This window comes from Alkalihalobacillus bogoriensis ATCC BAA-922 (genome assembly GCF_000621445.1).
In the GTDB taxonomy this organism is placed as follows: Bacteria; Bacillota; Bacilli; order Bacillales; family Bacillaceae_F; genus Bacillus_AO; species Bacillus_AO bogoriense.
In genome coordinates this window covers 1-11,937 of sequence record NZ_JHYI01000019.1, presented here as the reverse complement: position 1 = coordinate 11,937, position 11,937 = coordinate 1, and the positions used below count along the sequence as shown (strand labels likewise).

Sequence of the window (11,937 nt, the reverse complement as noted above, 5' to 3'; positions counted from 1 at the left end):
TCTCGTGTAAACCAAACAAACTTACCTTTCTTCGGCTAACGATTCTTGTTTTTGTAATTGTTTTAATTGAACTTTATTCTGAATATATTGTGCTAATTCAACGGTCATTTCATAACGTAAAAACGGTGTAATTAAATAAATTCCGTTAAACAAATCAAATGCTGTATCAATCAAAGATTTCGCAATCGCAATTCCTTCTTGCTGTGCCGCTTCACGGTCTTCACCACATTGAGCCATAATCGCACGGATTTCATCTGTTAATTTAATACCAGGTACTTCGTTATGCAAAAATTCAGCATTTCTCGTCCCTGTAAGAGGCATAATGCCAATATAAATCGGTTTACTTAAATGTTTTGTCGCTTCATAAATGTCGATTAATTGCTGTTCACTATAAACAGGTTGACTCATAAAATAGTCCGCCCCACATTGAATTTTCTTTTCTAATCGGTGTACCGCTTTTTCGATATGTCTAACATTCGGGTTAAACGCAGCAGCAACAGAAAATGCTGCTTTTTGCCCTAATGATTTCCCTGAAAAAGACACCCCTTCATTTAATTGTTTAATTAAACGAATTAAGTCAAATGATGTTAAATCATAAACAGAAGAAGCACCAGGGAAGTCCCCAACTTTTGTCGGGTCACCTGTTATAGCTAACACTTCATTAATGCCTAATGTATGAAGACCCATAAGATGAGATTGTAGCCCGATTAAATTACGATCTCTACACGTAATATGCACTAAAGGTTTTGCACCGACTTGTTGTTTAATTAATGAACCAAGCGCCATATTATCAATACGTGGAGACGCTAAAGAGTTATCGGCTAATGTGATCGCATCAATCCCAGCTTCAGATAGTTTTTTTGCTCCGACCATAAATTTCTCAATCGATAATTGTTTTGGTGGGTCTAACTCAACAATTACAGATGTTCTTTTCGTTACAAGATCAGCAAGTCGCTGTTTTTGCTCTGGGCTTTTTATTTCAATCCGATTTGTCGTTTTTGATTTTAATTCTTTTGTAGTGACTGGTTGTAAGTGAGCAATCGCTTCGGCCATCGCCGCAATATGTTCTGGCGTTGTACCGCAACAACCCCCTAGTAGGCGAACCCCTTCTTTTCTAAACTTCTCAGCACTTTCTCCAAAATAAGCAGGATTGGATTGATAAAAAAAGCGTCCATCTCGGTAATCCGGTAAACTCGCATTTGGGAAGGCTGATAACATCATGCCATCTTGAAGCGGGACTTCCTCAAACGACCGAAGCATGTGGTATGGGCCCATTCGACAATTTAAACCGACGATGGACGCACCAAGATTTCGTAAAGAGTGAAAAGCATCTGCTACTTTTATTCCACCATGGAGTACACCAACATCCCCTAAAGACACTTGGGCAATAATCGGGATATCTGTCAAAGTACGAATATATGCAACAGATTGTTGAATTTCCTCAAAATCATAATACGTTTCAAGTAATAAGCAATCAAGGCTATCTGTTTCTAATAGTGTAACAACTTGCTGCTGTAGGCTTTTAGTGATATCACTCATGGATATATTTTGTTTTTGAACCCCACGAATACCACCAATCGTCCCTGCTACATACACATCTTTGTTTCTCACTGCTTGCTTGGCATTCTTGACGGCCGCCTCATTCAACTGTTTCACTTTATTTTCTAGTCCATACTTTGCAAGCTTTAGTTCATTTGCAGCATATGTATTCGTTTGTATGAGGTTAGCACCAGCCTTAATATATTGTTCGTGCACATGAAGTACCATTTCTTCGTTCGTTATGTTTAACTCTTCGTAACAATAATCTACCCCTTGTGAGTAAAGAAGCGTCCCCATTGCTCCGTCTCCGATGATAATCTTGTGTTTTAAATCTTCCAACAACCCCATGTGCCCCACTCCTTCCTTTTCTTAGGAATTTTCAAGCTTTTCAAATGCTTGTTCGAAATCTGTAATGATATCATGTACATCTTCAAGTCCAACAGATAATCGAAGCAAGCCATCTTGAATTCCTCTTTCTTCTCTCTCTTCTTTTGACATTGCGGCATGTGACATCGTAGCTGGATAAGATAAAATCGATTCTACCGCTCCTAAGCTCACTGCAAATACCGGTACGGTCACATGTTCAACAAATTTTTTAACTGCTGCTTTATCTCTTAGTTCAAAAGACAACACAGCTCCCGCTCCAGATGCTTGACTTTTTTGCAAAGCATACCCAGGATGAGTTTCTAAACCAGGATAATAAACTTGCTTTACATGGTGTTGTTCTGATAGCCACTCCGCGATTTGTTGGGCGCCTTTTGTAGAATGGTTCATGCGAACAGATAATGTTTTCATGCCCCGCATTACTAGCCAGCAATCTTGAACACCTAAAACCGCCCCAAACGAATTTTGTAAAAAGGCCAATTCTTCCGCTAATTGCTCATCTTTCACGACAGCTAAGCCAGCCAAGACATCACTATGTCCTCCAATAAATTTTGTAGCACTATGCAAGACGATATCGACGCCTAATTCTAACGGACGCTGAAGTGCTGGTGTTAAAAATGTATTATCTAAAAAGGTTAAGCATTGGTGTTTTTTCGCAATCGCGACAACACCTCGTATATCAGTAATTTTTAATGTTGGGTTAGAAGGAGTTTCCATATAAAGCAATCGAGTATTTGCTTGAATGCTTTTCTCGACGTTATCTAAGTTCGTCATATCCACAAACGTATGTTCAATTCCAAGACGCGTCAACACTTTCGTTACTAAGCGGAACGTTCCACCATATACATCATTTGTTAACACTACATGGTCTCCTTTTGACAATAACATAAACGCCGTTGAAATCGCCGCCATACCTGAAGCAAAGGCAAACCCTCTCTTTCCTCCTTCTAACTCGGCAATTGTTTCTTCTAACGCTTCTCTTGTTGGATTCCCTGAACGGCCATAATCATAAATTCCAAAAGAATCAAACTCAAATTGATGAAAGGTAGAAGCATGCTGAATCGCTACACTCACTGCTCCTGTCGTTTTGTCTACTTTATGGTTGTTATGAAGTAGCTTAGTCTCAAACGAAAATGAGTCACTCATTGCACGTCCCCCTCTTCGACATACTGAAAAGCTTGCTGTAAATCTTCTATTAAGTCTTTACTATTTTCGATTCCAACAGAAAAACGGAGCAGTCGATTACAAACCCCATTTGCTAGGCGGACCTCTTCTGGAATATCTGCATGTGTTTGCGTGGCTGGGTATGTCATCAAGCTTTCAACCCCACCCAAACTTTCAGCAAAGGAAATAAGTTGTAATCGCTGAAGAAATGGATTTACCCATTTTTCTTCTTTAATTCGAAATGAAATCATGCCACCTCGGCCTGGATATAAAACATCAACAACACTATGATGTTGTTTAAGGTAAGCCGCAATTTCTTTTGCATTTTTTTCATGTTGTTCCATCCGTAAGGCCAATGTTTTCATCCCACGAATTAATAGCCACGAATCAAAGGCTGACAATGTTCCACCAATACCATTATGGTAATACGCAATTTTATCACATAGTTCTTGCCCTTTTCCGACAATTAAACCTGCAATCACATCATTGTGACCACCTAAATATTTTGAAGCACTATGAATAACAATATGAGCACCTTCTACAATTGGTTGTTGTAATAAAGGTGTGTAAAACGTATTGTCGACAATGAGAAGAAGATTGTGTTTCTTTGCGATATTTCCAAGCGCTTTAATATCCGCTTCTTGCATAAGCGGGTTTGTCGGTGTTTCAATAAATAATGCTTTTGTTTTAGTCGTAATCTTACTTTCAAACTCTTCTAAATTTCTAGGGTCACTATATGTAAATTGTAGCCCCCATTTTCTCCAGCCTTGTTCAAATAATCGATAGCTCCCACCATATAAATCTTGAGAAGCAATAATTTCATCTCCTTGTTCAAACAATGAAAAAACAGTTTGAATCGCAGCCATCCCTGAGCTACAGGCAAACCCGCGGTCACCTTCTTCAAGTTTAGCAATCGCTTGTTCTAATACTTCACGGGTCGGATTTCCTGTCCGAGCATAATCGTATCCAGTTGATTCACCAATCCCTGTATGGCGATAAGCTGTCGAAAAATAAACCGGTGTATTTACAGCTCCTGTCCGTTCACAAATACGATTTCCAATTTGAACTAAAGTTGTTTCAAGCTTATCTTTATTCATGTTTGTTTCCTCCTTAAGTATTAAAAAACCCTTCTTCTTAACAATAAGAAGAAGGGTGACCTCGCCATGTCTTCTTCTTATCTTTCAAGCATCTGCTTGAAGGAATTAGCACCTGACCGTTTCCGGCTGGTTGCTGAGATATCATCGGGCCAGTCCCTCCATCTCTCTTGATAAGAAATTAATATAATTTTAAATTAGAACTTGTTATTAAAAGTACAACAATTTTTGCGGAATTGCAATAGTATTTTGATAATTTCTTCTCCTTTACTAAAATACATTGGTAAAGCATTACAGCGATACATGATTTTTACTTATTCTGGTGTAACATCTACTTTTAATTTATCTTCATTCCCACAAACACAACGAATAAATCCAGTTTCGTATCCACCTGCATCTTTTTTTCTGCCACGTAAAATATACTTTTCCCCGCATTTAGAGCAACGGATAACCACTCGAAAACGTTGTTTCATAATAAAACTCCTCCTTATCCTTGTCCAGCAAGCTTTACTTTATGAAGGGCAAACCACCATAAAAAAAACATAAAGGGTACAATGATAATATGTATATATTTATCTGCTGCTATAATAATAAAATCATACATTCCATGTAGTACAATTGGGATAGAAACAGATAGTAATAATAATAATTTCACATTTTGCTTTTTTTCAAACTTCGCTAGTCCTAAATAATATCCCATGATAACACCAAATAAAGCATGGCTACTGACAGGCAGCAACGCTCGAAAAAAAAGCTGTATGCACGCCATTTGCAACTAAATACAAGAAATTCTCCACCGTTGCAAACCCTAAAGCAAGTGCAACTCCATATACAATTCCATCATACGGCTTATGAAACTGGGTATGATTAAACGTAAAAGAATATAATAAAAACCATTTAAAAAATTCTTCCGTTAATCCAAATAATATAAATGACCGACCAAATGGACTCGTTAATAAGTTTTCAGTAATAAAAGCATGTTGAATAACCATAATAGGAAACACAAGCAAAGCCCCTATAATAAACACTTTTAATACCGATTTAAATGTTAAAAACGTATAATTATTCCGCAAATATAAATAACATAATATCGCCAAAGCAGGCGCAACAGAAGCCGTTAAAATCCCAATCACTACTAGTCCAACCCTCTCTGTCACTTGAAAATGACTTTCATTTATCGTAACATGAGCATTTTCATTATGTAAATATAATCATTTAAGTTGGTAAAACAATTTTATCCATGTTATACATTATAATAGGGAGGGAAAAACATTGAAAAAAGTTTTAGTTATACAAACTGGCGGCACTATTGCCATGCAAGAAGACGAAAGAACGGGAGTTGTTCAACCGAATGTAATGAACCCACTTTACTCTACAATTGAGTCATTATCTTCCATTGCTTCTGTTGTCGTCGATGATTTCATTAATTTGCCATCACCTCATATCACACCCGTTCATATGTTTGATTTGTACAATCGAATTCAAACACGGATCAACAGTGAAAATTTTGATGGTGTTGTTGTGACACATGGGACAGATACGTTAGAGGAAACGGCGTATTTTCTTGATTTGTTAATGAATCAACATATTCCTGTTGTGGTGACAGGAGCGATGCGGTCTAGTAATGAATTAGGATCTGATGGCCCACATAACCTTATTTCTGCTGTGAGAACGGTCGTTTCTCCTGAAGCTTCTGACAAAGGCGTTCTCGTCGTATTAAATGATGAAATACATACAGCAAAAAATGTAACGAAAACACATAGTAGTAATATTGCCACATTTCAAAGTCCTCAATACGGACCGATTGGAATTGTGACGAAAAAAGGCGTATCCTTCCACCATATGCCTGTTTCACGTGACTGCTATACGATTCAATCTGTCTCCAAAAATGTTGCTCTTATTAAAATGTATGCGGGCATGGATCCAACACTAGTCGAAGCCATTGCAAATACAAATGTAGATGGACTAGTTATCGAGGCTTTTGGCCAAGGAAATGTTCCACCACAACTCGTCCCTATCCTTCAATCTATGATTGAAAAAGGAACACCTATCGTGCTCGTATCCCGTTGCTTTAACGGAATCGTTCAAGATACGTATGGATATGAAGGGGGCGGACACCATTTAAAGCAAATCGGTGTTATCTTTACAAACGGTCTAACTGGTCAAAAAGCAAGGTTAAAATTAATGATTGCATTAGAAACGACAACAGACCATGAGCAATTACAGTCGTTATTTTTACAATAAGGAAAATAAACATGGCTAGTACATAAGCGTCCTTATGTACTAGCCAGTCATTTTAATCTTCATTCAAGCGAACGGCAAGTTCTTCTGCTATTAATCCACCATGGAAACGACCATTTTCAATAAAGATTTCATTTGCTTCATTTCCCGCTGCAATTACACCAGCAATAAAAATCCCTTTTACGTTTGTTTCCATTGTTTCTTCATGAAATAACGGCCTTCCTGTTTCACCATCAACTGTTACTCCCATTTTTTTAAGAAACGAATGATCGGGATGATATCCTGTCATCGCAAAAACAAAATCAGCAACGACTTCTTGGATTTGTCCTTCGACTTCAAATCGAACTATTTTGTCTGTAATTTCTTTTACATTTGCTTTAAACTTCATGTTTATTTTTTCATTTTTAATTAGTGAAACAAATTCAGGTAATATCCATGGTTTCACACTACTAGAATAGTCTTCTCCACGATAAAGAACTGTCACATTTGCCCCGGCATTTTGTAGTTCTAATGCTGCATCAACGGCGGAGTTTTTTCCTCCAATGACGACAACATTTTTGCGGAAGTAAGGATGTGCTTCTTTAAAGTAATGAAACACATGTTCTAAATCTTCACCCGGAACCCCCATATAGTTTGGGTTGTCATAATAACCAGTTGCAATAACAACCGCTTTACTCTCATATGTTCCTTTTGAAGTCGTTACAATAAAACGATGGTCTTGTTGTTTTTCAACAAGTAATACTTTTTCATATGTTTGAACGTGAATTTTTTTTCGTTTGACAACATCCCGATAATAAGAAAGCGCTTGGTTTCGCTTCGGTTTTCGTTCAACAGTTACAAAAGGAACATCACCAATTTCTAGTTTTTCACTTGTACTAAAAAACGTTTGGTGGGTTGGGTAGTGATAAATCGCGTTTACCACATTCGCTTTTTCGATAACGACTGGACGAAAGCCTTTATCCATTAATGCGATTGCAGCAGATAGTCCACAAGGACCTCCACCAACAATAATAATATCTTCTTTTTTCATAGGACACCTCGTCTTTACGCGACTACTTTCTTTCTCACATCTTAACGAATCTTAGTCAATATTTCCAGTATTAAAACTCAAAAAAGGCCGAGACACTCCACTTGTAAGAGTCTCAGGCCTCTTATTATTCATTTGTTTTTCTTACGCTTTTTTTATTGATAATTGAACGAGCTTTTCAATCATATCATCATATGACAGCCCTACTTCTTTTGCTGCATCAGGGTATAAACTTGTCGGAGTCATACCCGGCAATGTGTTCACTTCTAGAATCACAGGATCAGTACCATCATGAGGAACAATAAAGTCAACACGAGAATAAATATCGCACCCTAACACTTGATGAGCAAGCACAGCATTTTTTTGTAAATAAGCTGTCGTCTTCTCATCGACTCTAGCTGGAACAATATGTTCACTCATGCCTGGTGCATATTTAGACTCATAATCATAATATTTATTTTTAGGGACGATTTCAACAACAGGAAAAGCGGTTTCTTCACCTTTATTACCCATTACCGCAACAGTTACTTCTTTCCCACTTATAAACTCTTCCACTAACACTGTTGAATCAAACTTAAATGCTTCTTCAATTCCAGCCATCAATTCTTCTTTCGTATCAGCAATTGTTAAACCGATAGTAGAACCTTCTTGATTTGGCTTTACCACAGCTGGAAATGTTGAAAACGGTAATGAGAAATTCGTTCTGTCATAAGAAAAATCATACGCCACTTTTTCTTGCGCGACCCGAATCCCCGCCTCTTTAAAAAACAATTTCGCTTTTGCTTTATCCATCGCTAAAGCTGAAGCTAACACACCTGAACCGACATAAGGAATTCCATATAAATCTAAAAGGCCTTGTAATCTACCGTCCTCACCAAGTCTTCCATGTAAACCGATATAAACCATATCTACATCGAGTGCGGCCACTTCAGCGATACGTTCAGGGTGAAAATCGATCCCAACCACATCATGACCTTTTTTTGTTAACGCTTCGATAATTCCTTTTCCTGAAGAAAGAGAAACTTCACGTTCTGCGGATGTTCCACCATATAATACTGCAATTTTCATTTGTGACTCACTCCTAAAAACCATTATGTACCTATAGTATATTCGCCTAATAGTAATTTGGAACTTTACTATAAGCCTATTCAATTTAAATTAAACTATATCATACCATTTATTGAGCGAGAAAAGGATGTAAAAAAAACAAAAAAGAAGGGCCACGTTTTTAATAAACGGGCACCATCATCACGTTACCTCGCAACAAACGTATGATATATACGGTAAACTGCCTCTAGTTCCATTAGCATTTTTCCATATTCAATGACTCGATACGTCGTTAATGTCGCTGGACTACCATACTCAGATAAAAGGGCGATAACCGCTTCTTCATCTATCTCATCAATATCATAAACCTCAAACTTCAAGAAGTAACGGTTTTCGTATGAGAATAACGTTCCTCCGTATATGCCATAGGAGTATAATCGAGTCGAAACATCAATGACATCTTCAAAGGAAGCAAACTCATAAAACACATCATCACTTTCATCTAACGTCACTTGCATTTCGATATATCCATCTTCAAAGTCATCTTCAAAATCATCGGTTGCTTTTCCCTTTGTTACAATGATGACCATACCTTGAGCTGGTAACGAAAAGACTTCGACTGCCACAGGCCCATCTGCTTTAAAACCGAGTTCATCATCAGCTTCTAACATCATTTCACGAAATAAATCGTGAACTTTTGGTCCGTCTAACCATAGATCTTCCTTCGTCATCCCTCTTTCTTGTAAATCATCATAGGTTAAGAAAATTTTTATTTTATCAAAAGCTAAGCGTTCCAAACGCATATAAGACCCTCCCTATAGCGGTCTGCACTCCGCCGAACAACTCTTTTGAGTTAGTAATAAGATATGTGAGAACCTCGTTGTTGGTTCACCATTCCCCAAAACAAATTCCCAATCTTGTTAACGATATAAATATTGTGACAGCCATTTCTCCCAATCATCTTTCGATTGTCCTACAATATGTTTTCCATACTTTTCTTGATTCTTCAAAGAAAGTCGGTTAACAGCTGCCCCCCCTAATCCAATTGCGATATCCGGAAACTGTTTGCTTATTACATCTAGAAGTGAAAGTGTTTCTGGTAAATTAATCGTCATCGTACAAGATGTAAAGAAAAACTTTGCCTTTACTTCTCCAATAACAAATTCTACATCCTCTTTTGGAATCCCTGCTCCTAGATAAATGACTTCGAACCCTTTCCGACGTAAAAATAATGTAAACATTAACAAGCCTAATTCATGTTTTTCTTGCGGTCCACATACGGCTACAACTTTTGGCAAATAACCATCTACAGGAAAGCCATGAAAGATATTTCCAATTTTTGTCCGTAAAAACGACGTAACAAAATGTTCATGAGCAATTGTGATTTCATTATTCTCCCACATATCACCGACTTTTACTAATAAAGATCCTAAAATATCAACCATGACTTTATCAATATGAAACATGCTAAAAGCTTGATTCATTAATTCATGGGCTGCATGCTCTCGAAACTGTAACAACGAGTGTAGAATTTCGTTTGTTAATTGAACAGAATAATCTTCATTTTTTACAGTTTCACCACTATCAAACGAAAAATTCCCTTTTTCTAATAAACCAACAGCTTGTCCGATCGTAAATCCTTTGTTTACCTTTTCTAATAACCAACGCAAAATCGCCACATGCTCATCTGAATAAAGCCTGTGGCCTGCTTGGTTTCGAATCGGTTCCACGATGTGGTATCTTCTTTCCCACGCGCGTAATGTTCCAGGTTGAATACCTAACATATTCGAAATTGCTTTTATATTATATTTTCCTTCGTTTGTAGCCATGATTGTTCCTCCACACGATATTCCTTACGTGTAGTATAGCTAAGTTCCTAACTTGTGTAAACTTTGTATAATAAACGCTTAATCATACTTTTTCTTCAAAATAAGAAAATGAGTTTGGGCAGGCGCTCCTAATCGAAGAGGAATCGAGCGTGTTCCATAGCCATTACTAATTAATATTTTTGTTCCGCTTCTATCCTTCCATCCACCAGCTTCTCGAATACCCCAACCAAAAAGCCTGATTTGCCCACCGTGGGTATGACCACTTAAAATAAGCTTAATGTTATCTTTCTCTTGCACTTCATCCATAATATCCGGGTTATGGCTAACAAGAATTTTAAAGCCATCTTCACTATCCAAAAGAGCTAATGGTAAATTATCACGTCCGACACCAACATCGTCCACCCCAAGAAGCACAAGTGTTTCGTTTACTTGATGAAAAGAGACGGCTGTATTATCTAAAATTTTCACTCCAGACTCTAATAATAGCGCATCTAATCCACGAAAATCTCCATCGTAATCATTGTTACCCCAGACAAAATAAACTGGACCGACTTGTTTTAGTTTTTCTAGGTTTTCTTTCGCTCGATTTAAGGAAACACCTTTTTCAATAAAGTCGCCCCCAATAATAACAATGTCTGTTTTACCTTTCACCTCATTAATAATGTCATCATGGATGAGACGTTCATGCACATCAGAAATAAAAAAAAGGGACATTCCGTCAAAACTTGACGGAAACCCCGAAAGAAACACTTCGGTTTCAATCACTTGATTTAGAAATGCTTGCTTTATCATATAAAAAAGTAAACCGAGTGCTGCGACTCCAAATAATCCTATAACGAATCCCAAAATTGCTCCTCCTCATTCTAAGTCCAAGCGATTACAAACTTTTATCTTTTGATACAAATTGTTGTGAGCTTTTTGCGTCTAGTATACCATACAGTAAAGCTAAACCACATGTCACGATAGCGACTACCCACTGTGTCATAATTAATAGGAAGAAACAACCGAGAAGGCACATCAAAAAAAAGCACTCTTCCGCTTTCATTTTCCTTTGATATCGCCAACGTGGATAACTGTGTTCGAGAACATATTGAATGACTTTGGCAAATGCCAGAAACCCAAAAATAAACAACAATACAGACCCTAATAAATGAAAAGGAGCAAAAACCAGCTCCCCGATAACATACGAAAATGTCCACCGTTCAGGGATGGGAAAAAGCTGAATAGAGACAAAAGCAAAAAGCAATCCTACAATCATAAGCAAATATTGTTTCCAAGAAAATATCTTCACCGTTATCCCCCTTCCTTCATTTCCATATACCTTATTCAATCTACCCTGTTGATACAACAAAAAAATTAAGAAAAACTGAGTGAGGAAACCCACCTCACTCAGTCTTTTTTGTTTCCTGCAATTCTGATAGCCTGTACTCTACTCCATGTACGCCTTTATCATACTCAGGATACATTTCTCCTCCACAAGTTTCACAGGAAAACATTGGTGGTGTCATCGGATCGCCACCATCCATTAAATCAAAAGGTATCTTTTCCTTTTCATGACACACTAAACAAACATAGCTGATAGATGCCTTCTATTGGACACTTCTCTCCAGGG

At 37.5% G+C, this 11,937-nt stretch carries 14 protein-coding genes and 1 riboswitch; of the genes, 1 reads left to right on the top strand and 13 read right to left on the bottom strand.

The window, feature by feature from the left end; all coding sequences use genetic code 11:
- Positions 1-21 precede the first annotated feature (21 nt).
- The 6 genes from T323_RS0109190 to T323_RS29665 form a co-directional block, all read right to left on the bottom strand.
- Entirely contained in the window at positions 22-1,887 is a 1,866-nt protein-coding gene (locus T323_RS0109190) for a bifunctional homocysteine S-methyltransferase/methylenetetrahydrofolate reductase (RefSeq protein WP_026673016.1), read from the bottom strand.
- Positions 1,888-1,908: 21 nt separating this feature from the next.
- Positions 1,909-3,069 (bottom strand): cystathionine beta-lyase, encoded by a 1,161-nt coding sequence (gene metC, locus T323_RS0109185; RefSeq protein ID WP_026673015.1) that lies wholly within the window; start codon positions 3,067-3,069, stop codon positions 1,909-1,911.
- Complete coding sequence (locus T323_RS0109180) at positions 3,066-4,184, bottom strand: methionine biosynthesis PLP-dependent protein (RefSeq protein ID WP_026673014.1); 1,119 nt, start codon at positions 4,182-4,184, stop codon at positions 3,066-3,068. The genes metC and T323_RS0109180 overlap by 4 nt, the downstream gene beginning before the upstream one ends.
- Before the next feature lie 74 nt (positions 4,185-4,258).
- A riboswitch (SAM riboswitch) is annotated at positions 4,259-4,361 on the bottom strand.
- A gap of 134 nt (positions 4,362-4,495) precedes the next feature.
- A complete protein-coding gene (locus tag T323_RS29175) occupies positions 4,496-4,654 on the bottom strand; it encodes a hypothetical protein (RefSeq protein ID WP_169737887.1) in 159 nt (52 codons plus the stop codon).
- Positions 4,655-4,668: 14 nt separating this feature from the next.
- Complete coding sequence (locus tag T323_RS29670; RefSeq protein WP_308417647.1) at positions 4,669-4,881, bottom strand: PrsW family glutamic-type intramembrane protease; 213 nt, start codon at positions 4,879-4,881, stop codon at positions 4,669-4,671.
- Positions 4,882-4,903: 22 nt separating this feature from the next.
- Complete coding sequence (locus T323_RS29665) at positions 4,904-5,314, bottom strand: PrsW family glutamic-type intramembrane protease (RefSeq protein WP_308417646.1); 411 nt, start codon at positions 5,312-5,314, stop codon at positions 4,904-4,906.
- Between the two features lie 139 nt (positions 5,315-5,453).
- Between T323_RS29665 and T323_RS0109165 the strand changes: the two genes are divergently transcribed.
- Positions 5,454-6,425 carry an asparaginase gene (locus T323_RS0109165; protein WP_026673013.1) on the top strand — a complete coding sequence of 324 codons (972 nt, stop codon included), beginning with the start codon at positions 5,454-5,456 and terminating at the stop codon, positions 6,423-6,425.
- A 52-nt stretch (positions 6,426-6,477) separates the two neighbouring features.
- On the opposite strand, the gene T323_RS0109160 is transcribed toward T323_RS0109165, so the two are convergent.
- The 7 genes from T323_RS0109160 to T323_RS29550 all read right to left on the bottom strand — a co-directional run bounded on the left by T323_RS0109160 (position 6,478) and on the right by T323_RS29550 (position 11,833).
- Entirely contained in the window at positions 6,478-7,452 is a 975-nt protein-coding gene (locus T323_RS0109160; RefSeq protein ID WP_026673012.1) for a YpdA family putative bacillithiol disulfide reductase, read from the bottom strand.
- A 141-nt stretch (positions 7,453-7,593) separates the two neighbouring features.
- On the bottom strand, positions 7,594-8,517 hold the full coding sequence (locus T323_RS0109155; protein ID WP_026673011.1) for a D-alanine--D-alanine ligase family protein: 924 nt from the start codon (positions 8,515-8,517) through the stop codon (positions 7,594-7,596).
- 185 nt (positions 8,518-8,702) lie between these two features.
- Positions 8,703-9,299 (bottom strand): genetic competence negative regulator, encoded by a 597-nt coding sequence (locus T323_RS0109150; protein WP_026673010.1) that lies wholly within the window; start codon positions 9,297-9,299, stop codon positions 8,703-8,705.
- Between the two features lie 117 nt (positions 9,300-9,416).
- Positions 9,417-10,325 (bottom strand): MerR family transcriptional regulator, encoded by a 909-nt coding sequence (locus tag T323_RS0109145; RefSeq protein ID WP_026673009.1) that lies wholly within the window; start codon positions 10,323-10,325, stop codon positions 9,417-9,419.
- A gap of 78 nt (positions 10,326-10,403) precedes the next feature.
- Positions 10,404-11,117, bottom strand: coding sequence for a metallophosphoesterase (locus T323_RS0109140; protein ID WP_051556468.1), 714 nt, complete (start codon positions 11,115-11,117; stop codon positions 10,404-10,406).
- 85 nt (positions 11,118-11,202) lie between these two features.
- Entirely contained in the window at positions 11,203-11,616 is a 414-nt protein-coding gene (locus T323_RS0109135) for a hypothetical protein (RefSeq protein ID WP_026673007.1), read from the bottom strand.
- Positions 11,617-11,710: 94 nt separating this feature from the next.
- Positions 11,711-11,833, bottom strand: coding sequence for a hypothetical protein (locus T323_RS29550; RefSeq protein WP_281175734.1), 123 nt, complete (start codon positions 11,831-11,833; stop codon positions 11,711-11,713).
- Positions 11,834-11,937 lie beyond the last annotated feature (104 nt).

Coding starts and splice junctions, on each gene's coding strand:
- T323_RS29550 (WP_281175734.1), bottom strand. CDS start 11,833: ATGACACCACCAATGTTTTCCTGTGAAACTTGTGGAGGAGAAATGTAT.
- T323_RS0109145 (WP_026673009.1), bottom strand. CDS start 10,325: ATGGCTACAAACGAAGGAAAATATAATATAAAAGCAATTTCGAATATG.
- T323_RS0109190 (WP_026673016.1), bottom strand. CDS start 1,887: ATGGGGTTGTTGGAAGATTTAAAACACAAGATTATCATCGGAGACGGA.
- T323_RS29175 (WP_169737887.1), bottom strand. CDS start 4,654: ATGAAACAACGTTTTCGAGTGGTTATCCGTTGCTCTAAATGCGGGGAA.
- T323_RS0109160 (WP_026673012.1), bottom strand. CDS start 7,452: ATGAAAAAAGAAGATATTATTATTGTTGGTGGAGGTCCTTGTGGACTA.
- T323_RS0109180 (WP_026673014.1), bottom strand. CDS start 4,184: ATGAATAAAGATAAGCTTGAAACAACTTTAGTTCAAATTGGAAATCGT.
- metC (WP_026673015.1), bottom strand. CDS start 3,069: ATGAGTGACTCATTTTCGTTTGAGACTAAGCTACTTCATAACAACCAT.
- T323_RS0109150 (WP_026673010.1), bottom strand. CDS start 9,299: ATGCGTTTGGAACGCTTAGCTTTTGATAAAATAAAAATTTTCTTAACC.
- T323_RS0109155 (WP_026673011.1), bottom strand. CDS start 8,517: ATGAAAATTGCAGTATTATATGGTGGAACATCCGCAGAACGTGAAGTT.
- T323_RS0109140 (WP_051556468.1), bottom strand. CDS start 11,117: ATGATAAAGCAAGCATTTCTAAATCAAGTGATTGAAACCGAAGTGTTT.
- T323_RS29670 (WP_308417647.1), bottom strand. CDS start 4,881: ATGGGATATTATTTAGGACTAGCGAAGTTTGAAAAAAAGCAAAATGTG.